Source organism: Phyllobacterium sp. 22552 (genome assembly GCF_052044585.1).
In the GTDB taxonomy this organism is placed as follows: Bacteria; Pseudomonadota; Alphaproteobacteria; order Rhizobiales; family Rhizobiaceae; genus Phyllobacterium; species Phyllobacterium ifriqiyense.
In genome coordinates this window covers 1-22,263 of sequence record NZ_JBQENG010000013.1, presented here as the reverse complement: position 1 = coordinate 22,263, position 22,263 = coordinate 1, and the positions used below count along the sequence as shown (strand labels likewise).

Genomic DNA, 22,263 nt, shown 5'->3' with positions numbered 1-22,263 from the left:
GGGAGCAAGTCGTGGATCAGTTGCCTTCGGGTGAAGAGCCGGAACCACGTTTTTCGCCTAAGGTCGCCGTCATCATTCCCGCTTATAAACATTCGGTATTGTTGGCAGAAGCCATTGAATCGGCGCTGGCACAACAGGCACCGTTTGAGATTGCTGTACTGGTTATCGATGATGGCTGCCCCTTTCCCGAGACTGGCGAAATCGGGCGAACCTATGCCATGGCGCATTCAAATGTCTTTTATCTGCGCAAGGCAAACGGCGGATTAAGTTCAGCGCGCAATTACGGGATTGAATTTGCGCTACGCAATTTCGATGGCATCGAGGCTGTTTACTTTCTTGATGCTGACAATCGGATTACGAGCACTGCCCTTCGCGACATTCTGGCTTTCATGCAGGCCGATGACAAGGTTGATTGGGTATACCCCAACATCGACAAGTTCGGGATTGAATGGAATGGGAACTATACGACCCAATATTCACGCCTGTTGCATTTGACCTTCGATAATATTTGCGAGGCTGGAAGTCTGGTCTCAAGGCGCATGCTTGATGCAGGCATTCGCTTCGATGAAAGCATGACATCCGGGTTTGAAGACTGGGATTTCTGGCTACAGGCAATCGGGCGCGGATTTCTTGGTGCCAACTATCCCTTCTTCGGGTTCGAGTACCGGCAGCGTGCCGAGAGCATGCTTCGCGATTCCAATCGCACCCGGGAGGGCATTCTCACCTATATCCGCCAGAAGCATAAGAAACTCTTCGCTACGGAAACATTGTTGACCTGGGAGCATCAGGAGGCACCCCGATATGCTGCAATCGGCATGGGGGCTTATGCAGTCGATATGTTTACCGACCCGACGGTTGATCACGCCAAATGCAGCCTCGAAGATTTTGTAACCCGCTTTTGGGCAGCAAAGACGGAACCGGAAACATTCGGAGTTCCGCCGTTCATGCTTTGGATGACCGCCGCCCATCGCGAAGCTCTAACCCGCCTTGGCCTCATTCATAATCTGTTATGGTTGAGTGAACGCATCGCTGAGAAGCATCATTTCGTGGCGATACGCTTCGAACGGAATAATGCCAGGATGGGAATAGATATCCGCACCATTAATGATGGTGAGCCTCTTGCCGACAAGCCCTTCGGCTGGATGTGCACATTCGATATTTTCTCCACCTGTGCAGATGACACCTCCGATGATTGGATACGCTCGCTGCACAAGGCTGTTCCATCGCCCAATGTCGTGGAAATTGTTGTGAGTGGACCATTTACAGCACGCGAAATGCAAAGCACGGCTTTATCGTCAACAAATGCACTTTTAGCTACGCTTGGAGCATTGCGTGACTCAGGATATCGCTCAAAGACCAGGAATCGTTGGCTTTGGCGATCCGTTTATTTTCCCAACCGGAGCCGCTATTTCGAGCTGTTGCGCCATGCGGTGGGCGCAAGGCCTGTCATGCCACGATTGCCGCAGGCTTCGAACCCGCTGCGCGTCGGTTTCCTATTGCCAATCGCCAGTTTTGGCGGCGTGGAAAAGGTAGCCTATGCGGTTGCCAACGCTTTGAAGAATGCCGGATGTGAAGTGCATCTCTTCCTGTTTGGAAAAGCGATCTACAATCGCGTCCCGGAAAATGACGGCGTGTTCAAATCGGTCAACTTTTTGTCCGACGATTACCCACTTTGGGGTGGGCCAAACAAATTTGCGGGCCATGACCTGATGATGGGGCATGACGAAGCAGCCAAGGCTGAGCAGATCATGGGTTTTCTGGCTGGGCTTGACGTTGTCATCAACAATCAAGTGGCACCCGTAAACGCCTTGCTGGGCGATCTGCGCCGCCGCGGTGTCAAGGTTCTGAACTATGTCCATGTGCTGGATAAATCCAGAATGGGGCGTGATGCCGGTCATCCTTATCTCACACTGGCATTTGAGCATGTCTATGACGCGATTCTTACCTGCTCGAACGATATGGTCGAATGGTTGCATGGCATGGGTGTGCCAATAGCAAAGCTCACGCATATACAAAATGCAGCAAGCTATGCATTGGCCGCCAAAGAGCGAGACACCATACTGTCGGCACGGCGGGTAAAGTCCCAAAGGGACAAGCTCAACGTCCTGTTTCTTGGCCGGTTAGATGCACAAAAAGGAATTGAGCGCCTATTTGCATCAGTTCGGGATTTGCGTGAACGCGGAGAGCCCGTTGATTGGAAAATTATTGGCAGCGACGTGATGGATGCCGGTGCGGGCGGATCGTGGAAGGACCGGTTTGCCGAAATTGGCGTGCAGGTTGAGCCACCGGTGTATTCAAGCCGTCATCTTAACAAGGCCTTCGCATGGGCGGACGTTGTTGTATTGCCATCGCGCTGGGAGGGCGCTCCACTGACAATTATTGAAGCCCAGCGGCTTGGCTGCGTGCCGATTGCGACAGCTGTCGGTGCTGTTGATGAACTTATCGATCACGCTGTGGATGGGCTGCTTATCCGGTCTGAAGATGACACAGTAATTATCCGCGAACTCACAGAAGCTATTTCCGCCTTGGCGGCCGACCGTGATGCCTTGCAGCGTCTTTCGGAAGCGGCAGCCATTCGCGGCGGCGCCCTCGCCTGGGAGGAAAGTGTTTCACCGCTGGTCAAGCAGTTGAAGGCATGGTTCCCCGACCGGTTACCGCAGAGCGTTGAGCAGGCTCCGAAAGTTCTGGAGCAGACCGTTGTACCAATCTCGACCAGTCGGATTCACCGCGTGGACGCGGAAGCAATCGACGAAGATCAAGAAGATCGTAATGAAATTACCGAAATCAGGCCGTTGCAAATCGCTGCTGCCGGGTCAGCCAATATGAATAATTTGAGGAACTAGCGATGAAGAAACTTTTCGTTCTGAATGGTGGTGCTGCGGTCAAGCCCGGCAACAAGGCAGCCTATCTAAAGTTTGAAGATCCGCTTGCGGCCTTCAACAAGGGCGGCATCAACACAGGCGACGTTCTCGTCTATGATGCCACGCTCAAGGCGCTAGCCTATGATGAAATCAGGAACGTGCAGTTTTCCCATGCGGGAAATGAAAAGCTATGGCCTCAGGATGACAGCTATGAAGCCACTGTTGTGCGTGGATCGAACTATCTGACCGAGACCGTTGATCTTGGTCACGTTGTACCTTTGCTGAAGAAGCTCAAAGGTCCGGTCGTTGCTATCGGCGTTGGTGCGCAGGCTGGCAAATACAAGAAGCTCAATGTTCCAAAGGGCACGGTTGAAGCCTGGAAGATCATCGCTGACAAGTGCGAAACAATCGGCGTTCGCGGCTTCTACAGTGCCGAGATATTCAACGATCTTGGTATCAAGAACGTGCGCGTTATTGGCTGCCCCAGTTTTTACCGTTCCTTGCGTCCTTCAATTGCGATCAAGTCGATTGATCCGGAGAAGGCACGTATTGGCCTGACCCTGAACAAATATCTGTCTGCTGATTATGCAAGTAATGCGACGAAGACCAATCGGATGCAGCGGGCTTTGATTGATGCCGTTGCCAAACGCCCATCCAGCAAGCTCTATTCACAGGGTGAGCGGGAAGAGACGCTGGCGATCTTCTCTTCGGGCAAAGAAAAGCAGGATAACGTCAAGGCCATCCTGACCAAATTCGGTTTGCTGGGCCATCCTGAAGCTGAGGAAATGCTCAACAACCGCATGAGCGCGTTCTTCGATATCGACGAGTGGGCAGCAGACGCGGCTGCAAATGTCGATGTCATGGTCGGCTTCCGTCTGCACGGCAATGTTATTGCCCTGCATCAGGGCATACCGGCAATCTTCTTTACCTATGACTCACGCATCCGCGAATTGTCCTCACTCTTTGCTATTCCTTCAATAGAGATCGAGGACTACCTTCCGATCAACCTCGAGAAACTGCTTGAAAAGGCTGATTTCACCAAGGTTCAACATATCTACCGCCAGAACTTTGCCGAGTATCATCGCTTCCTGACGGAGAACAAGCTCAACCACGTACTGCCGAAGCCAGTGGCAGCGCCAGCTGACAAGCCCCAGTCTGTACCTAATCTGGTACAGGTACCGCATAACATTCATGAAGCGGTTTCGTGGTTCCGTAGCGAAATCGATTTCATGACCGGTGAAGTTGAAGTGCTTCGCAACCGTGCATGGAATCTTGAAACCAGCTTGCGCAGTCTTAAGGAAACACCGGCAGCAAAGGTGGCTGCTGAATGAATGAAGGCCGTGCACAACTCAGCCGACGCTCCTTTCTGACCCTTGCAGGGTTTGGTGTTGCATCGGCTGGTTTGCTTGCACGGCCCGCTCTTGCCCGTGCGCTTTGCCCCAATCTGCCGTCTGCTCTGCAGCGCGCCTCCGGGGATTGGCAATTGTCATTCACCGATAATTTTACCGACAATGCGGGTTTTGATCAGCGGTGGGTCAAGGTTACCGATAGCGGCGGCGAAACAAAATCTGTCCGGCGGCCGGAAAATGTCACGATCTCCGGTGCCGGGCTTTCGCTCAATCTGGGGCGAAATCGCGACAACCGGGGCGGTAATCGACCCTTCGTTGGTGGCTATGTGCGGACAAAAGATTTTCGTCAGCGCTATGGCTATTTTGAATGCGAGATGAAAATTGCCAATGAAGCGGGCGTCAATAATGCATTCTGGCTGACCTCAGTGCCGGATAGCGAGGGGGATAAACGTTTCGAACTCGATGTAGTTGAAGCCAAATTCCCCAATCTCGTGCATGTGACAGCTCGCCAATGGCTGCCAGTGAAAAAGGTGCTCTCAAAGAGTTACCGCCCGCGGCTCAAGCTTGCAAACGAGTTTCACCGTTATGGCATGCTGTGGAGCGAAGACAGCTTCAAATTCTATTTCGATGAAAAGAAAATCTTCGAAGCCGTCAATGATTTTGCGCATACGCCAGCGCAGTTACTGTTCAGCAATGCAGTGGCATCTTTTGCAGGGAAAGACGATGGCGATGTCGATGGGGCTGCGACCTCGATTAGAAATATTCGTGTCTTTCAAAATACCGAATGGCAGGAATTGCAAGTCAGGAGATGTTCATGACCGATGATTTTACCTCAACGTCGCGCGCCGACAAAAGCAAGAAATATCTGTTGGGCAAGGATGGCTGGATATTTCTCGATCACGATTCCAATCGCGTTATCGACCAGATTACCGGGCGGCATATTCTTGACCAGAAAGGCATCGAAGCTTGGCGTAAATTGATCCTTGAGCGTGACGCCTATGTTTCATCGCTTGGCGCACAACATTTGGTTTTCGTCGCGCCAAACAAGGAGCTCGTCTACTCCGAGCAATTACCGGACTGGGTGGAGATTGCCGATACCAGGCCGCTGCACCAGATCATGACGGCGCTTGGACCGCGCCGTGCATCAAAGATAGTCTATCCGCTTGAAGCAATACGTGCAGGCAAGTCCAAAGGACTTACCTATCCCAAAACAGACACGCATTGGAGCGGTTTTGGGGCCTATATCGGTTATCAGGAGTTCTGTCGGGGACTGTCGCAAAACGGCATTGAACCCCTGCAGATCGAACCATCGCGCATTTCCTTCGAAGAAGTTCCCTATGTTGGCGATCTCGGCATAAAGTTCGAGCCGGCAGTGTCAGCGCCTACTCTGTCTGCCAGAATAGATAACGCGGCCGGGAAGCTGTCTTTTGACAATCGGATTCCAAATCGTGGCCGTATCCGCGTTTTCACCAATAAGGACACGACATTGCCGCGTTGCGTCATGTTTGGGGATTCCTTCGGTGGCAATCTCCTGCCATTTCTGAAGGAGAGTTTCAGTACGCTGGTCTATATTTATGGCAAATCGTTCGACCGGGAACTGATTGAGGCCTACAAGCCCGATGTTGTACTGTCTGAATTTGTCGAGCGTTTTCTGATCGATCCACCGGTCGATACGCCACATTTCAGCTATGCATCCGTGGTCCGCTCGAAAATGAAACTCCTGTCACGGGATGATCTTGCGGAGGCCACCAAACAAACCTTGCAGGTGCCGCTGGAAGTCTTCCCAGTGCGGCCGATCTATGAGGCATTGATTTCGACTCATAGCGGCAAATCGGTCAGCGCCGCACTGATCGAGCAGCTGAAGAAGCACCATCCGGACAATCCGGAAGCTCATCATCTGATTTCGGCGGAATTGTCCCGCTTGGGTGAGCGGTTGGATGATGCCAAAGTCTATGCCGAACGTGCCGTTGCAGCCGAACCCTGGAATGCCCGTGCCCGGCATCAACTGGCTCTTACACTAATGCGGCTTGAGCAGCCGGAAAAAGCCGAAGAGCAGCTTCGAAAAGCAATTGAATTGGATAGCAATGTTGACTGGTGGAACTACCAGCTTGCACAAGTGCTGTTCCGGCAACAGAAACATGCTGAATCTGTAGAGATCATGAGAGACTATCTCTCACGGCGCCCTGATTCTGCAGATGCCTGGCAATTGCTTGGCCGGTGTCATGAGGCACTTGATAATATCGAAGAAGCTGCCGAAGCTTTTGTACGCGCGTCGGATGCCAAGCCTGAATGGACGTGGCCCTTGCTCAAGCTCGCCAATTTGCGCGTTCACACCAAAACCAATCCAGAGCAGGGTCTCGTTGCCACCGACCGATTGCTTGAAACACTTTTTCATGCCCGGCAAAGAGCAGAAATTTATATGCTGCGGTCGCAATTACACGAGGTCAATGGCGATAGGGTCAAAGCCACTGAAGCTGCCATGCGAGGTACCGAGTTAGCGCCTGATTGGGATTGGGCTCTCAAAACTCTTGATCGGCTGAGCACGCAGAAGGTCGCTGCCCGCTCGTCATAATCGTCCATTTTGTCAAAACGCGGATGTGGCGATCCCTTGCCATGCCCGCTCTTATGTTCGCAGGGGCGCGGGCTAAAGAGGTTAAAAGAACCACACTCGCTATGACCGTCAGAAGACTGGTCGCCTCAATATACCGGACGGCGGATAGTCGATACGGTGTTGTGGCCAAGCGCCGGCTGCTTGACGCTGGCCGATGTCTTTGATCACTGGCATTGTTGACGCTAACCGAACCTTACCTTGCATGACATTGCCGCTCAAGGTGAAGCCACGCCCGAGCGCACTCCAAAGAACTGGCAAATCAAGTAGCCTCATCGTCGAACACCTGTTCGATCGAAAAAAATCGTTGACCTGGTCTCGGTTAGCGATTTAGGCGTCTGGCGTAATCAGCGTCACAGTTGGAAAATAAGTTCGGTATCGACCGATATCGCGGGTTAAAAGAGTAAATCCACTGACAGCGGCTTGAGCGCCGATGAAGAAGTCTGGAAGAACACCGGTTCGCGAGCCACCAGATTTGCGATACCGTGTAAATATCTTTCCAGCCAGATACAGGGCTGATCGGGGTATTGGCTGAATGTCGAGGCCCGCCGCATCCACGAATGCGTCAAGTTCCTCAATTCTTTTATAACGCACTGCTAGCTCGGCATAGACAACATCATTAATTAAGAGCGGGCCGCGAAACGAAGCGGTTTCCAGTTGTGCAATCGACCAATCCGCCCAATTCGGATCGTCTGTAACAAGGTCCAGCAGCACGTTTGTATCGATAAGCGTCATCATTCTCCGCGTGTGAGAGCCATGATCGCGTCCGTATTCAATCCCTCACCGGCATGACCGCGCAGATTGTTAAACCGGCTCTTCGGTTGATGTCGGTCAGCGCGAGTAATCACAACGCTTCCGTCGCTCGCCCTATGAAATTCGACTTTGCTGCCAGGTACGATTCCAAGGAAATCACGCACGGGCTTGGGGATGGTGACTTGGCCCTTTGTCGTCACGGTCGTTGTCATTTCTGCCTCGGTAATGATTGTTTTGCAAAAGGTATTACCTTTATGGCATGGTTTCAAGCATTCTCTTGGCTCCTTGGCGCGCACTGACGTCATCGGCTCAAGCCTTACGTGTCAGGAACGGATCAGCGAATCTGCTTTCCGAGCCCCGGTGCCATCGATGACCCATGCCGTGTTCATTTCAAGATGCAGCCAGGCGAGGGAAAGCTCGAAGATATTTTGTTTTCCGACCCGGCTGATCTTTAGGGCGCTGGTCCCACGTTTGGACGGCATTGCAGTTCATTCTTTACTGCACGTGGCCCCAAGTCTGGCACCCCAGGCGATGGCCCACTCGTCGAGCGGCATGATAAGGCGGACCAACGCTTTCCCATCTTCTGTCAAATCATACCCGCCAGTATGATGGACTACGATGGCAGCGGCTCGCAATTCCTTGAGGCGTGTATTTAGGAGGCTGGGATTCGTTTCGGCGACAGCCTGAAGCTCCCGAAACGTTAGGGCTTGTTCTGCATGAGCAAGCTCCCATAACACGCGCAAACTCATGCGCCGCCCCAGTAGGTCGAGCAATGCCATAGTTGGTTGACCGGTTTTCGAGCCGCGCACGGGTTGTCCAGGCTGAGGAAATTTCATGCTATACTTTTCATAGTGACCCATGTACTCATTGCTAAGAAAATAATAGCAGAAGGATATCCGAAATGATACCTCGCATCGGCCCGGCCAAAATGACCACACGGAAAGACGCGGTGGATCAGGCAGCTGGTTTTCCTTCATCGCTCGCGGCTGATGATACCTTGCGGAAACCCGGGCATAGAATCAAAGCCCGTGCGGTGCGTATGCCGTCCGATAGTGTATTGGCGCCGTTTTATGTGGGCGCAGACCTTATTGATGCTTACGCGATTCAGTTACCTATACAGGCTGACGACAATATCGAAGTGCTGGCTCGTGCTGGGTTCGAGCGGCAGGCGTGGTGGATTCGCGCGTTGACGCGGGTGCGCGACGTGGTGATGGCGACAGTCGGCGTCAAAACGTCTCGTGCGGTTGGTGTTGCCGCAGCGGCGCAAGGCCCGGTGATCGGCTTCTTTCCACTGCTATCAAAAAGTGCGGAGGAGCTGGTGATGGGTGCGGATGACCGGCATCTCGACTTCCGGCTCGCGATCCTGTTGCGGGCAGCAGGTGCAGCGGGCGACCGGGAACTCGTCGTGGTGACCGTGGTGCATTGTCATAACTGGCTGGGACGGACCTACTTGGCGGTAATAGCGCCGTTTCACCGCGTGATCGCGCCGGCGAGTCTGGAACAGGCGGCAAGGTCGATAACAGGGTAGTTTGGATCCCAGGAATGCGGAGAATGGGCCGCCGCCCGATGACGGAGGGCTGACTTGTGGTTAATGTTTTGCTTGAACCGAAGAGGCCGCATTTTCTTTTTGTCCTGAGTTTATTATTACCGTATCGCGCTGCTTCAGGGACGGTAAATGTCGCCCGCGGGTTTCAAATTGACCTTGCCGTCCGGCACCGCAGCTGCCAATGATATTGTCGAACCCAGCATCCGTGCCCGCCCGCATCAGGCGCGCATACTGATGCGGCAACTGCTTCATCGTCCGTGCTTCTGTCGCCAGGCAGCAAAATCGGCCTTGGGTTTTTCGCTAGTGGCCGGGTAAAGCCCGATGATCGTCGCACCGTTCATAACTTGTTCTGTGACAAAATCTTCATAGGCCGTCATCTCGACCGTTTCGGTGGCAATCTCGTCGGCGAGATGGGCGGGAATAACGATGACACCTTCATTGTCCCCAACAACTACATCTCCCGGAAATACCGCAACATCGCCACAGCCGATTGGGACGTTGATATCGCAGGCCTGGTGGTGGGTAAGGTTGGTTGGAGCCGAAGGACGTTTGTGGTAGGCGTGAATGGCTAAATTGGTAATCTCAGGACTGTCGCGGAAGCCTCCGTCAGTGACGATACCTGCCACACCCCTCACCTGCAGCCTTGATATCAATATGGAGCCGGCCGAAGCAGCCCTCGCATCCTTGCGGCTGTCCATCACCAGGACAGCTCCCTCCGGACATTGTTCTACCGCGGCGCGCTGCGGATGATCGGGGTCCTTGAAGACCTCGATCGTGTTAAGGTCTTCGCGGGCTGGGATGTAACGCAACGTAAAGGCTTGCCCAACCATGTTGGCCCCCTTGGCGGACAGCGGTCGCACATCTTGGATGAACTGGTTGCGGAGCCCACGTTTGAACAGAGCCGTGGCAATCGTTGGTGTAGCCACGCCCATCAGCTTTTTGCGCGTTCCTTCACTTAGATCATAGTTGGTCATTTATTGTCCTCGGATGTCAGTAGATATCTGGTTCAGGAGCGGATGGTCCAAACCGTGTTTCGAGAAAGTCAAAATCCGCGCCCGTGTCGGCTTGGCCCACATGTTTGGCGAACATCCATCCGTAGCCCCGACCAGCCTTGTCTGCCGGTTTCTTCCATTCGGAGCGACGGCGTTCAATTTCACCGTCGTCCACCAGCATGTCGATCCTGCGCTCCTTCAGGTCGAGCCGCACTATGTCCCCCGTTTTCAGAAGCGCCAACGGACCGCCGACATGCGATTCTGGCGAGACGTGCAGAACGCAGGCTCCATAGCTGGTGCCGCTCATGCGCGCATCGGACAGACGCAGCATGTCGCGATATCCCCTCTTGAGCAGGACCTTCGGCATCGGCAACATGCCCCATTCGGGCATGCCCGGGCCGCCTTGGGGCCCGGCCCCGCGCAGCACCAGAACATGATCGGGCGTGACGTCAAGATTTTCGTCGTCGATCGCTGCTTTCATTTCAGGGTAGCTGTCGAAAACCAATGCCGGGCCCTGATGCTGATGCAGCCTTGGATCGCATGCCGCTGGTTTAATGACCGCGCCAGTAGGAGCGAGGTTGCCCTTAACGACCGCAAGCGAACCTTCCTTATAGACAGGATTGTCGAGCGACCGGATGACGTCGTCATTGAAACATTTGGCCCCCTCCAGCGTCTCTCCGAGCGTTTGGCCGGAGATAGTAATCACCGAAAGATCGAGCTTTGATGAAAGTTTTGCCATGAGCGCACGCAATCCGCCGGCATAGTAGAAATCTTCCATCAGGTAGGTTTCGCCCGTTGGTCTTATGTTTGCGAGAACCGGAGTCGTGCGGCCCGCTTGATCAAGATCGTCCATTGTCAGGTTGACCCCCGCCCGGCGCGCCATTGCAACGAGGTGGACGATGGCATTGGTCGAGCATCCGGTGGCCATAGCGACAGAAACGGCATTGCGTACGGATGCATCGGTCAAGATCTTGCCTGGTACGAGGTCCTCCCACACCATGTCGATGATCCGGCGCCCCACGGCAGATGCCATCCGGATATGATTGGAGTCGGCAGCGGGAATCGAACTCGCGCCCGGCAACGTCAGGCCCAGGGCTTCCGCGATCGCCGTCATAGTGCTTGCCGTGCCCATGGTCATGCAATGTCCGTAAGACCGCGCAATACCCGCCTCGACCTCTACCCATTCGTCGGTCGACAGATTACCTGCCCGCCGGTCATCCCAGAATTTCCAGGCATCCGAACCGGAACCCAAGGCTTTGCCACGATAATTGCCGCGCAGCATGGGGCCTGCCGGCAGATAGATCATAGGCAGGCCGGCGCTCACGGCGCCCATCACCAGGCCGGGTGTGGTCTTGTCACATCCACCCATCAATACAGCACCATCGACCGGGTGGGAGCGCAGCAGTTCCTCGACTTCCATCGCCAGCATATTGCGATAGAGCATCGTCGTCGGCTTGACATAGCTCTCCGACAGAGAAAGCGCTGGCAACTCGAGGGGAAACCCACCCGCCTGGAGCACTCCGCGCTTCACATCTTCGACGCGGTGTTTGAAGTGTGCATGACAGGGATTGGCATCCGACCAGGTATTCAGAATGGCAATGACAGGCTTTCCTGTCCATTCTTCCGGTGCGTATCCCATCTGCATTGTTCTGGAGCGATGACCGGAACTGCGCAGGTCGTCCGGAGCGAACCAGCGGGCGCTTCTCAATGTTTCTGGAGTTTTTTTCATAGCCATTGCTCAATTGGAAAATGCGACGGAAAAGGAAGCTTCAACTGCTCATTCCTTCATGCCCCATTTCTGAATGGTGTGGCGTTCGATCGTCTGGAGCACCAGGTTTTCAACAATAAGGCCGATGATGATCACGGTGAGAAGGCCGGCAAAGACTGCGGGGATGTCCAGAAGGTTGCGGTTCTCAAAGATGAACCAGCCAAGCCCGCCCTGCCCCGAAGAAACACCGAAGACAAGTTCGGCGGCAATCAGCGTTCGCCAGGCGAACGCCCAGCCGATTTTCAGGCCGGTCAGGATCGAGGGGAAGGCAGCGGGAACCAGAATCCGCATCACATAGGACAAACCTGTCAATCCATAATTGCCTCCGACCATGCGCAGCGTTCGAGATACGCCAAGAAAGCCCGCATGGGTGTTGAGCGCGACCGCCCAAAGCACCGAATGGATTAGCACGAAGACAAGGCTAGAGGCGCCGAGCCCAAACCAGATCAAAGCAAGTGGCAGCAATGAGATGGCAGGTAGCGGATTGAACATCGCCGTCATTGTTTCCAGAAAATCGGTGCCGATCCGTGTGTTAATGGCAAGGATTGTCAAAATGGCTGCAAGCACAGTGCCTGCCACATAGCCTGTTATCAGTACCTGAAGTGTCGTCCAGATGCGCGACGGCAATGTACCGTCGACAAAACGATCATAAAGCGTGACCAGCGTGTCGCTCAGCGTCGGGAAGAGCAGTGGATTGTCGAGATAGCTTGCATAGACCTGCCAAATGACGGCAAGGACGATTATCAGCACCGTCTTACGCACAGCGCTGATGCCCAGGATCAATTCGAGGGAACCGAGCCTCTGCTCGACCTCGGCTACATTGGCGTGCCGCCCGTTTGTCGTGACATCGGCTGCAAGAATGATCTGCGGATTTTTCATTATCGTCACTCCCTGTGGCCCGCCTCGGAAAAGAGCAGATTGTGGATATCGCGTTCGAGCGCGGCGGCGCTGCCATCGTCCTGACGGGCGCGATCGACGTCGATCACTTCAGCCTTCACGCGCCCTGGATGAGGCGACAACAGCAAAATGCGGTTGGAGACCTTGATGGCTTCGGCAATGGAATGTGTAACGAAAATCACCGTAAACCTGGTGTCTTCCCAAAGCTGCAGCAGTTCGTCCTGCATCTGACGCCGGGTCAAAGCGTCGAGCGCTGCAAATGGCTCGTCCATCAGCAAAATGTCGGGCTGCATGGCCATGCCGCGGGCGATCGCCACGCGTTGCTTCATGCCACCCGAAAGCGTGTGTGGATAACTGTCAATGGCGCGTGTGAGCTTTACCTTGTCGATATATTCCTTTGCCCGAGCCTCCGCCTCCCTGTGCGGCAGTTTGCGCGCCACGATTAGCGGAAACATGACGTTTTCCAGTACCGTCTTCCAAGGCAAAAGCTGGTCGAACTCCTGAAATACCATCATACGATCGGCCCCGGGCTTTTTGACCTGCCGTCCGTTGATATGAATTGATCCACTCACCGGGGCCATGTATCCGCCGACGGCTTTCAACAGCGTGGACTTGCCGCATCCGGACGGTCCAAGAAGAACAAAACGATCGGATCGTTCGACTGAAAAACTAACGTCTTCCGTCGCGGTTATCAGTAGATTCGGGGTCTTGTAGCGAAGCGTCACCTTGTCCACGGTGAGAAGAGACCTGCCCTCACTTGCCGCCTTGACATCGGGAAAACCTGCTGTTGGATCTGTTTTTTGTTGTATGGCCTGTAGCATATGGGCCTCCATAAGATAGTCAGAAGACCCGGCATCTCTGCCAGGTCGTTGGCTCGTTGCCGACAGTCAGTTGCCTTTCAGTTCGGCGGATTCTGGTAGATAATAGTCTGTCCATGCCGCAGGCATCGTCTTGAGCGTTCCGATCTTGTGCAGATGGGTGGCAAACTTCATTGTTCCCTGAGGATCGGTGCGAAACTCCATCATGTCCGGCTGTTCGAGGATCTTGACCAATATATTAAGATCGGTTTTGTCACCGGAAACCTGCTTGTAGGCACTCAATGCGTCGCGCGGGTTCTTCTTGATCATGTCGATTGCCTCGACCGTGGCTTCGCGCACGGCCCTGATGATGACAGGATTTGCGTCGGCAAAAGTCGTGGTCGTGAAAAACGTCGCTTGTGTTAAAGGACCGCCAATGATGTCCTTGGAATTGACCACGATGTGGTTGCCTGCGTCGATCTCCAGATACTGGAAAGGCGGTGCGGAGAAGTGACTTGCCACCTCGTGGCTCTTGTTGGCAAGCGCCGCCATCGCATCGGGATGCCCGAGCTGCACGGTGTTGACATCGAAATGCTTCAGATCGCTGTCTCCAAACATCTGACCCGCTGCCATTTGCAACAGGATCGCCTGCGTCGAAACGCCAACCGTTGGCACAGCAATCTTGTCGCTCGGACCGATGTCCTTCAGTGATTTGATTTTGGGGTCACGCGACACCATGATGACCGGCTGCGCCGAACTGGTGATGATCCCTTTTACTTTGCCACGTGTTCTGTCCCACAGCAGAAGCAGGTTGCCCGTCCCGGTATTGACGATGTCGACATTCCCGGAAAGAAGCGCATCAGTTTGTGCGCCGCCACCGCTGAACGTGCGCCAATTGACGGTAACATCTTTGAGGCCATCCTCCGCCGCATGCTTCTCAATGAGCTTTTGTGTCTCCATGACGTGGCTGGCCAAGTAAAGGATGCCTGGCTGGCGGGTGATGGAGATATCGGTCTTGTCCTGAGCATAGCCAGACGAGCTTAGACCCAGAATGATAGCAAGTGCGGCAACACTGCCCTGAAACAATCGCATATTTTCCTCCCGATAATTCTCTTTATGGTTCGCGAACGGCGATGACCCTCCGACATCGCTGGTTTCGATTAAAGCACTAATGCATCAGTGCATCAACTAAATAATTGTGGTAGTGCAATTGAGACAGACAACGAGAGAGCAGCAATCATGAGTGGTAGGGTTAATAATAGCGTTCTGGACCGCACACGGCAGGTCGCCCATCAGATTCACGAAATATTGAGGGACCGCATTCTCTCTGTTGAACTTGTGCCGGGAACAATTCTTTCCAGGGCATCGCTTCAGATGGAGTTTGGCGTCAGCCAGACTCCGGTCCGGGACGCTCTGATGCGCCTTGAGGAGGAGGCCCTCGTTGAAGTCTATCCACAATATGCCACGGTCGTGGCAAGGATCGATATTGATCACGCAAGGCAGGCACAATTCCTCCGGCTCTCGATTGAACTCGAAGCGGTTCGCCGTCTGACAGCCGAGTGTCCGGCCGAGACCGCAGCAGACCTTGAGGAATTGCTGGCAAGGCAGCGGCAAGTTGCCTCTCCGCAGACATATGATCTCTTCGACGCGCTGGACAAGGATTTTCATCGGAAAATCTATGAGCGCTCAAACATCCTCAACCTCTGGTCGACCGTGCGTCGCCAGAGCGTCCATCTTGACAGGTTGCGCCGCTTGAATCTGCCGATGCCCGGCAAGATGCAAACTGTTCTTGAGGATCACCAAGAGATCATCAATGCGATACGATCGGAACGCGCACATACCGCTGAAATCGCCCTGCGCAAACACTTGTCTGGGACACTGTCCATCATTGATCTTATAAGCGAACAATTTCCAGAGTATGTTCGCAAGTGAGGTCGCAAAGCGAGGCGAGCAGGGTGGTCCGGTCTCCGACGTGTTCAAGGCAGGATTGGTCCTGGAGTTGATCCGGCCACCAACCAGGCTGGTCTTGTCTCCAACCGTAACATCAAAACCTTCAGCATCAGTATGAATTCTTGATTGCTTGCCAACAGGGGCTGCGTCGCCATTGGTTTTCTGCAACGCCCCCGCTGAACCAAGTCGCCAGGGCTTGTGATCCGTAACGCCGCCCGGTTCAGAACCATGAACTGCGGTGAACATGTGATCCAGTTCAAGGGTTTCCAGAACCCTTCAAGCAAACGACGCGTTTTGATGTAGCCGGAAACAGTCTCATCCTCGTATCACGAAGAGAGTTTAGCGTTGCAGGAATCCGGGCATGAAGCGTGCTCATGAGGAGCCCGTGAGTACTGTAGTCGCTCGATATGCGTCCACAGGAGGGCCAATTATCGATTGAATATCCATAACCTCGGGTGGCTGATTCCCTGGTGCGCGTAGGGTAACACGGCAGCTCGATAAATACCGGGTAAGATTTGATCGACGTGCCGTCCAGGAGAACGGAAAGATTAGAATTCGGGTTCCGGATTGTTTCCTATCTGCTTTTCTAAGTGTGCGCCGATGTTCGTTAGGGTGCAGGTACCATGCGATCTGCATTTACGATTTGACGGCTTTGACAAGCCAGCCTGCCCCGGCGGCATTCTCGTCTATCGGGACGGGACCAGTTGCGATTAAACAAGCGCCAGGATACGAGCCGGGCCACCTGTCCCGCCTCGGTGGGTTGGTGCGCCGACGACGATTGTCGCTCCTTTGAGGGGCAACGCTTCAAGGTTGTTCAGACCTTCTATGCCGTAGCGGCCCGCCGGAAGCCACGAATTATGCACCGCAAAATCGGCAGAGTTGCCCGGATCCAATGAGAGCGTGTCGACGCCGATTGCGACGGTGTCGATCTCGAGCAGTAAATCCGTTGCCGACTTGCTAAAGCCGGGGAAGGCGAATTTTCCAGCATCGTCATTACGGAATGCGGGGCTTTTTACTTTTGTCGCCCAGCCAGAGCGCAAGGCCACGACAGAACCTGCGGGAATCTCGCCATTTGTGCTGATCCAGCGTTCTATATCCGCCGCCTCAATGGTCGAATTGGCATCCTCTTTGGCACGATCTGTGATGTCGATGACAACCAGCGGCGCGACCAGCTTTTGTGGTTCCAGCTGATCAACGCTGGCGCCATCGGCGCTGAAGTGGAAAGGGGCGTCGATATGGGTTCCAGTGTGCTCAAAAACCGTCAGTTTATGGAGTTGATATCCGTCCTTGGCGATATTGGCGGCCCATTCAAACTCTATTCCGGGCTTGCCATCAAATGTTGGAAACATTGAATCATACACATGAGTGAGATCGACAACTTTGCCAGCTGTCTGAGCAAGCACCGGTGTCGCCAGGTTTCCCGCGCCTATTGCCATTCCCGCCAGAGCCGCACCCTTGAATAGCATACGACGCGACAGCATGTTCTTCTTCACGTCCTCTATCACGCAGTGATTGCACATCCGCTCTTCCCCTCGTTTCAAAACTCTGTTCATGAGGGTATCTCAAAACTGTGATGAAGCAAGATTGGACGATTTTTAAGGTTGCAGCTCCAGTAGAAAGACATGCTACCGTTTCACCGGACGGCGTTCGCTTCTGCCGCTATGGCCGGGAAGACGGGTAGATGGTGCATATCCGTTATCTGGCTCTCCCGCCAATTCCAGATAATAAGTGTACCGGACCTCCGCTCATTCGAGGTGATCGCAGATAGTCACAGCACTCGAGCTTCGACCCCCTCCGGTGAGATTTTTTTAAGCCAGCACTGCGTAGTAATGCTGCAATCGGCATAGATTTTATCACCAAGTGGTGCTATTTTCCGCACTTCAACTACGGAGCTACATCATGCGATCGACTATTAACCTCGATGACACGCTCATGGAGAAAGCTAGGTTCTTGACCGGTACAAATGAAACTGCGGCCCTAGTGCGCCAGGCGTTGGAAACGCTTGTCCGTGTGGAGTCCGGAAAGCGCCTCATCGCATTGGGAGGAACTATGCCCGATGCCCAGGCAGCTCCGCGCCGCCGGAGCGCAGCGGCCAAGTGATACTCGCGGACACCTCGATCTGGATTGATCATTTTCGTCATGTTGATGCAGAGCTGCGCAGGATTATTGAAGCCGACCTCCTACTGTGCCACCCAGCCGTGATCGGTGAGCTGGCGCTTGGCAGCCTTAGGGATCGCGGCAGCGTGATCGCTTTTCTGGCGGCTCAGCGCGCGGTGGTCGTCGCCACGCACGACGAAGTTATGACAATGATCGATCGCCACAGTCTTTTCAGCATCGGCATTGGCTACACCGATGCTCACTTGCTGGCATCCGTCCTTCTTGACCAGCGAGCGACCTTATGGACCAGAGACAAGCGCCTGAAAATAGCGGCCGAAAAGGCAGGCGCTTCACTGCACCTACCCGTAAATCGTCCAAACTAAAATTGCCAAGCCAAAGCCCTTATTTCCAGGCCCCGGTATGAGACATCACTCGGTGTGGTTGGAATGACCCAGTGTGCAGGAAGCGGTCAGTCCGCATTCACGACCAAAACATCGATAGCGGCCATTTATCCACCAATCAGAGACAGGGCAAGTTCTGCCAATTGCGTGAGAGCGCTCATTAGCCAGCTATCGAAGGCCGAAACAGGGATGCCAAGCGAGGCCGCCGCTTCTCTAACTGGCCAACTTTTCAGGAGATCCTTCGTCAGTGATCGTCGTCCGACTCCGGTCTCATAACCACTTCGATAAGCAGGTCTAGTTGGTCAGGCCACTCCCTTGCCGCCTGTCACGCCATAGACTTCGCCATTGATAAAGCTGGCTCCCTGCGAGGCAAGCAAGACAAAAACTGGTGCCAGTTCGACCGGCTGCCCGGGACGACCGAAGTCACTATCCTTGCCAAAATTCTTCACCTTCTCATCCGGTTGTCCGCCACTTGGCTGCAGCGCCGTCCAGACCGGGCCGGGTGCTACAACGTTGGCGCGAATGCCACGTTCAATCAATTGCTTGGCGAGCGCTTTGGTATAGGCAACGATGCCGGCTTTCGTCGTGGCGTAATCGAGCAGGATCGGCGATGGCTGATAAGCCTGGATCGAAGCGGTTGTTATCACCGACGACCCAACCGGCATATGAGGAACGGCAGCCTGGACGATCCAGTGCAGCGCATAGAGATTGGTCTTCATCGTCTTGTCAAAATCGTCGGTCGACAACTCCTCAATTTTCTCTCGATATTGCTGCCGGCCAGCATTAACGAGGAGAATGTCGAGACCACCGAGCTCAGAAACAGCCCTCTCGACCAATGCTCGGCACCACGATTCTTCCTTGATATCGCCCGGCAGACCGATTGCCTTGCGTCCTTCTTCTTCAACAAGCCGGATCACCTCTTCGGCATCCGCTTCCTCATCTGGAAGGTAGGCGATGGCAACGTCGGCGCCCTCGCGCGCGAAGGCGATGGCCGCAGCGCGGCCGATCCCGGAATCACCACCGGTAATGAGCGCATTCCGTCCCGTCAGCTTTCCCGATCCGCGATAGCTTTGCTCACCGTGATCCGGTGTGGGATTCATCTTACGTGCGAGGCCAGGCGCGGGCTGCGGCTGGTCGGGAAATGGCGGTGTCGGATAGAGACCGCGAGGATCGTTCAGGGAAGACTTTTTGCTCATGATAACACCCCATGTTTTTACGGAATTGCTGGTAGTGACTGTTGGCGAACGTCCGTTTCACCGCTTTGTTCCAGTGACGCTGCTCCTCCAAGCACCGATCTTCGTCTTCCACGGCTTCTTCGCAATTCCTTCTGAACGCGTTATTTTTCTTTTCCGAGGGGTGTTGGATTGATACGAACTCGTTGCCCTGGCCCGGCACTGTCGTGATGGGTGTACCGGGACACGGCACCAGAGACTTCTCAGCCGCGTTACGGCCCTCCTTGCGGTTAAACTGCGGTAAGAAACGCCAGGCGCGATGAGTTGCAGTCGGGCCGTCCGCAGCGCCGCCTGCTCAATCGGCAGCGTCCTGGCGACTTGACGTTGCTGGTGCCCGCGCCTGCCGCGTCAAGTTTCCCACTAGCGATGGCATGGCGTCATGGATCGCGGCGAGCGTGCTCGTGACTCCAGGTCCCTGTTGCTGGCATCCAGTGCAAACTGAAATCCAGTGCTGCTGGATTATTCCATAGGCCAATGACCTCAACAAGATGCCTTCCGCTCCGCCGAAAACCGAAGGCATATGAGGATGATCAGTTCATTGTCTTCACCGCGGTCAAATGTTCCGTAAGCGTAGGCAAGGTTTGAGTAGCGAATTTTTTCAGCTCACCGGCCTCCCCGTTTGCCGCGTAGACGGAGAAAAGAGCAACGGCGGCTTCGTGCGCCTTCAACTGCTCGGATTTGTAGATTTTGTCGAAGCTCGATTTGTCGGCGGCTTTAAGTGCATCCAGCTTTGCTTGATGTTCTGCATCCAATTTCGTCGGAACTTCGACCTTGTCTGCTTTGGCAGCCGGCATCATTTTTTCGCCTGCTTTGGAATGATCCGATATCATATGTTCAGCGAATTTCTTGACAGCAGCATTGTCGGATTGTTTCAGAGCCAGTTCGCTGGATTGAATCTCAAACATATTCGAGACTGTCGCCATCTTGGCGAATTCAGCCGGCTTTGTGATCTCCGCCGCAAATACCGAAGTAGTGAGTAAGAGATTTGCAGCAGCAGTTAAGATGAGCAGATGCTTCATTGTTTCCTCCAGTGTGTGAGAAGAGGAAACTGTCGCCGCCAATGAACGTTCCATTGTAAAACCGGCGCATTTCTGCGCCCGCCAAGCAAGTGGAGCAACGCATGATCTGCCAAGAGCTACGGTGTCGATAACGCTTTACGAAGGCGAATTAAACCAAAAGGGCTCGCGCGCGCCAATCTGCTAAAGATCCTAAAAAGAGCGCCATACATGGACCCGTCCTGGATCAATCACGTTTTTCGTTCAGCTGCGATGTTGAGGACTGCCGTCACCCTTATTCACACGGTGGGAATGAAAGCAAACACGTGCCGACTACCTGCTGCGCTTTGTCCGCAGCAGTGTTCAACAGTCAGACTGCGATGGCCAGCACTTCGAAAATCCTGCGCTACATTGCTTTATGCAGTCCTAGCGGAACCCAAAGAATCCGAGAATTGCAAGGATGATCACGATAGCACCGACCCACCATATTATACTGTTCATAACGTTCTCCTAGTCGAAAGTAACATTGTTGCAACGCGCTTCTTCCCGGTGAGTTCCAGCGCTTGTTGTCGAATCGACGAAGCATCGAACTGGCCGCCCCCGACTCTGGCAAATGTAAAGGAACCTCATGCGATTGTTTATCCAACGTTCCGCTTGAAGGCAGAGTCCTTGCTTTCCTTGCCTGTGAGCCAAAAGCGCTCTCGGGCCAATCCACGCCAAGGATTAGCCGGCCCTTCGAAACCATTTCGCGATCGGCGCCCGATGGGCGACGCGGCAGACCTGCCATAGTTCGTAACGATCGGGCTTCCCGAACGCCTTCTCGATTTCCTTTCGCGACCGATAAAATCGGTCTTGGACCGGGAAGTGGCCCTCGCCTCGAACCATCGCCGACGCTGTTCCGCGTCGGGCTCGATCCCGATTAAGGTGAGTAGTGCCAAAGGGCATGTGTGCAAAGTGTAGGAACATGGTACGAAATTTAGCACCTGAAAAGATGCGGACGTCCGGGGCGCAACAACCCTCACCCCATGCGCTGGGTCAATCGGAGGGTACAAATCCCGGTTAGCGCATGCTGTGAAGCAGTGCTATCAGGTTTGAAGCATTCAGGATAAAATAACATGGCGATTTCGGGTGTGCTGCAACTTGCAGCGTCAACATTAGTATTCTTGCTTGCTGCCATCGGAGCAAAACACTGGGCGATATCGCCCACACTTTTGAAGATGGTGCTTACGCTGATTTTATACACCATCGGCAACCTGATCATGCTGCGGCTGGTACGTGACTGTGGCATGGCGTCGGCATTTACTCTATCGGCGCTCCTGCAACTCGTAGCCGTTAATGCGATCGCCATATTCTACTTCAGTGAAAAACTGCCGGCAGCTCAGCTCGCCGGGATATTGCTGGCAATCATTGCCGTCGGGCTTATCACGCTCTCACCGTCAAAATAGGTGGATTCAGGAATAACGATCAGTCTTGCGGTTTCTCCCAACCGAAAACACTGCGGCCGCCCCACTGTGTTGATTGCTCGAATTCCCCGGCAACAATTTCCTTCAGATCAGGTTCGGTCACATACCGTTCCAACTGCCTGGACTGGTTGTCCAGCCGCGCCAGTGCATCCAGTTCTTCGCGCTGACCCAGCTTGCCATTTTTGACAGCGGATTTCAGAACGTTGATGGTTTCATCGTAAACCTTGAGGGGCACGGGAAATGGATGGCGGTCCTTACCGCCATGGGCAAGCGAAAATCGCGCGGGATCGGAAAAACGGCAAGGGGCGCCGTGCATCACCTCGGCAACCATTGCAAGCGCCTTGACGGTACGAGGTCCGACTCCGGGAACGAGAAGCAGATTCTCGAAATCAGCTGGAGCCGCCTCGACTGCCGCAGCGATATTGCCGTAAAGGCGACGCATGATGATGTCACCCTCCCGAACATCATGGTGCTCCGGCATGACAAGATGCGGCAGGAGCATTTGGTCTGAAAGGGTCGGCTTGACTGCAGGCGTCCCCTCGAGGGTTGCCGCC

21 protein-coding genes are annotated in these 22,263 nt (G+C 54.2%); 9 read left to right on the top strand and 12 right to left on the bottom strand.

Translation table 11 applies throughout. The features are described 5' to 3' along the window. The first annotated feature begins 11 nt into the window (after positions 1 to 11). The 4 genes from ACTJI9_RS22085 to ACTJI9_RS22070 are packed head-to-tail and all read left to right on the top strand — an operon-like array spanning position 12 to position 6,782. Complete coding sequence (locus ACTJI9_RS22085; protein WP_440810965.1) at positions 12 to 2,843, top strand: glycosyltransferase; 2,832 nt, start codon at positions 12 to 14, stop codon at positions 2,841 to 2,843. A gap of 2 nt (positions 2,844 to 2,845) precedes the next feature. After that, on the top strand, positions 2,846 to 4,192 hold the full coding sequence (locus ACTJI9_RS22080) for a polysaccharide pyruvyl transferase family protein (protein ID WP_115054035.1): 1,347 nt from the start codon (positions 2,846 to 2,848) through the stop codon (positions 4,190 to 4,192). Continuing rightward, positions 4,189 to 5,028 (top strand): family 16 glycosylhydrolase, encoded by an 840-nt coding sequence (locus ACTJI9_RS22075; protein WP_440810964.1) that lies wholly within the window; start codon positions 4,189 to 4,191, stop codon positions 5,026 to 5,028. The genes ACTJI9_RS22080 and ACTJI9_RS22075 overlap by 4 nt, the downstream gene beginning before the upstream one ends. Continuing rightward, on the top strand, positions 5,025 to 6,782 hold the full coding sequence (locus ACTJI9_RS22070; protein WP_336442237.1) for a tetratricopeptide repeat protein: 1,758 nt from the start codon (positions 5,025 to 5,027) through the stop codon (positions 6,780 to 6,782). Before ACTJI9_RS22075 ends, ACTJI9_RS22070 begins: the two co-directional genes overlap by 4 nt. Before the next feature lie 366 nt (positions 6,783 to 7,148). Here ACTJI9_RS22070 and ACTJI9_RS22065 read toward each other — a convergent pair whose 3' ends face one another. From ACTJI9_RS22065 to ACTJI9_RS22055, 3 genes are all read right to left on the bottom strand, one after another. Continuing rightward, positions 7,149 to 7,553, bottom strand: coding sequence for a type II toxin-antitoxin system VapC family toxin (locus tag ACTJI9_RS22065; RefSeq protein ID WP_336442283.1), 405 nt, complete (start codon positions 7,551 to 7,553; stop codon positions 7,149 to 7,151). Beyond that, entirely contained in the window at positions 7,553 to 7,783 is a 231-nt protein-coding gene (locus tag ACTJI9_RS22060; protein ID WP_307277706.1) for an AbrB/MazE/SpoVT family DNA-binding domain-containing protein, read from the bottom strand. Before ACTJI9_RS22060 ends, ACTJI9_RS22065 begins: the two co-directional genes overlap by 1 nt. 276 nt (positions 7,784 to 8,059) lie before the next feature. Beyond that, the gene (locus tag ACTJI9_RS22055) at positions 8,060 to 8,350 is read right to left on the bottom strand and encodes a winged helix-turn-helix transcriptional regulator (RefSeq protein ID WP_440811020.1); all 291 of its coding nucleotides are present in this window, start codon (positions 8,348 to 8,350) and stop codon (positions 8,060 to 8,062) included. A 122-nt stretch (positions 8,351 to 8,472) separates the two neighbouring features. Between ACTJI9_RS22055 and ACTJI9_RS22050 the strand changes: the two genes are divergently transcribed. Continuing rightward, complete coding sequence (locus tag ACTJI9_RS22050; protein ID WP_307277713.1) at positions 8,473 to 9,099, top strand: DUF2867 domain-containing protein; 627 nt, start codon at positions 8,473 to 8,475, stop codon at positions 9,097 to 9,099. A 266-nt stretch (positions 9,100 to 9,365) separates the two neighbouring features. Here the strand turns inward: ACTJI9_RS22050 and ACTJI9_RS22045 are convergent, their stop codons facing one another. The 5 genes from ACTJI9_RS22045 to ACTJI9_RS22025 all read right to left on the bottom strand — a co-directional run bounded on the left by ACTJI9_RS22045 (position 9,366) and on the right by ACTJI9_RS22025 (position 14,663). Then, complete coding sequence (locus tag ACTJI9_RS22045) at positions 9,366 to 10,091, bottom strand: ribonuclease activity regulator RraA (RefSeq protein ID WP_336442239.1); 726 nt, start codon at positions 10,089 to 10,091, stop codon at positions 9,366 to 9,368. 16 nt (positions 10,092 to 10,107) lie between these two features. Further along, entirely contained in the window at positions 10,108 to 11,844 is a 1,737-nt protein-coding gene (araD, locus tag ACTJI9_RS22040) for an L-arabinonate dehydratase (protein ID WP_336442240.1), read from the bottom strand. Between the two features lie 42 nt (positions 11,845 to 11,886). Then, complete coding sequence (locus ACTJI9_RS22035; RefSeq protein ID WP_440810961.1) at positions 11,887 to 12,756, bottom strand: ABC transporter permease; 870 nt, start codon at positions 12,754 to 12,756, stop codon at positions 11,887 to 11,889. A gap of 5 nt (positions 12,757 to 12,761) precedes the next feature. Continuing rightward, on the bottom strand, positions 12,762 to 13,595 hold the full coding sequence (locus ACTJI9_RS22030) for an ABC transporter ATP-binding protein (protein ID WP_336442242.1): 834 nt from the start codon (positions 13,593 to 13,595) through the stop codon (positions 12,762 to 12,764). Positions 13,596 to 13,661: 66 nt separating this feature from the next. Continuing rightward, a complete protein-coding gene (locus ACTJI9_RS22025) occupies positions 13,662 to 14,663 on the bottom strand; it encodes an ABC transporter substrate-binding protein (RefSeq protein ID WP_336442243.1) in 1,002 nt (333 codons plus the stop codon). Positions 14,664 to 14,810: 147 nt separating this feature from the next. Here ACTJI9_RS22025 and ACTJI9_RS22020 point away from each other — a divergent pair, with 147 nt between their 5' ends. After that, complete coding sequence (locus tag ACTJI9_RS22020; protein ID WP_336442244.1) at positions 14,811 to 15,503, top strand: GntR family transcriptional regulator; 693 nt, start codon at positions 14,811 to 14,813, stop codon at positions 15,501 to 15,503. Positions 15,504 to 16,231: 728 nt separating this feature from the next. Here the strand turns inward: ACTJI9_RS22020 and ACTJI9_RS22015 are convergent. Next, positions 16,232 to 17,041: a cyclase family protein gene (locus ACTJI9_RS22015; protein WP_337353467.1), complete on the bottom strand. Its 810-nt coding sequence runs from the start codon at positions 17,039 to 17,041 to the stop codon at positions 16,232 to 16,234. A 379-nt stretch (positions 17,042 to 17,420) separates the two neighbouring features. Here ACTJI9_RS22015 and ACTJI9_RS22010 point away from each other — a divergent pair, with 379 nt between their 5' ends. Both ACTJI9_RS22010 and ACTJI9_RS22005 read left to right on the top strand, forming a co-directional pair. Then, entirely contained in the window at positions 17,421 to 17,621 is a 201-nt protein-coding gene (locus ACTJI9_RS22010) for a type II toxin-antitoxin system VapB family antitoxin (protein ID WP_336442245.1), read from the top strand. Further along, the gene (locus ACTJI9_RS22005) at positions 17,618 to 18,001 is read left to right on the top strand and encodes a type II toxin-antitoxin system VapC family toxin (RefSeq protein WP_336442246.1); all 384 of its coding nucleotides are present in this window, start codon (positions 17,618 to 17,620) and stop codon (positions 17,999 to 18,001) included. The genes ACTJI9_RS22010 and ACTJI9_RS22005 overlap by 4 nt, the downstream gene beginning before the upstream one ends. A gap of 320 nt (positions 18,002 to 18,321) precedes the next feature. On the opposite strand, the gene ACTJI9_RS22000 is transcribed toward ACTJI9_RS22005, so the two are convergent. Both ACTJI9_RS22000 and ACTJI9_RS21995 read right to left on the bottom strand, forming a co-directional pair. Beyond that, entirely contained in the window at positions 18,322 to 19,215 is an 894-nt protein-coding gene (locus tag ACTJI9_RS22000; RefSeq protein ID WP_440810957.1) for an SDR family oxidoreductase, read from the bottom strand. Between the two features lie 566 nt (positions 19,216 to 19,781). Continuing rightward, positions 19,782 to 20,270: a DUF4142 domain-containing protein gene (locus ACTJI9_RS21995; protein WP_336442248.1), complete on the bottom strand. Its 489-nt coding sequence runs from the start codon at positions 20,268 to 20,270 to the stop codon at positions 19,782 to 19,784. Positions 20,271 to 21,361: 1,091 nt separating this feature from the next. Here ACTJI9_RS21995 and ACTJI9_RS21990 point away from each other — a divergent pair. Further along, positions 21,362 to 21,691 carry a hypothetical protein gene (locus ACTJI9_RS21990; RefSeq protein ID WP_440810955.1) on the top strand — a complete coding sequence of 110 codons (330 nt, stop codon included), beginning with the start codon at positions 21,362 to 21,364 and terminating at the stop codon, positions 21,689 to 21,691. Between the two features lie 19 nt (positions 21,692 to 21,710). Here ACTJI9_RS21990 and ACTJI9_RS21985 read toward each other — a convergent pair. Then, a partial coding sequence (locus tag ACTJI9_RS21985) for a DUF763 domain-containing protein (RefSeq protein WP_440810953.1) occupies positions 21,711 to 22,263 on the bottom strand: 553 nt, incomplete at its 5' end.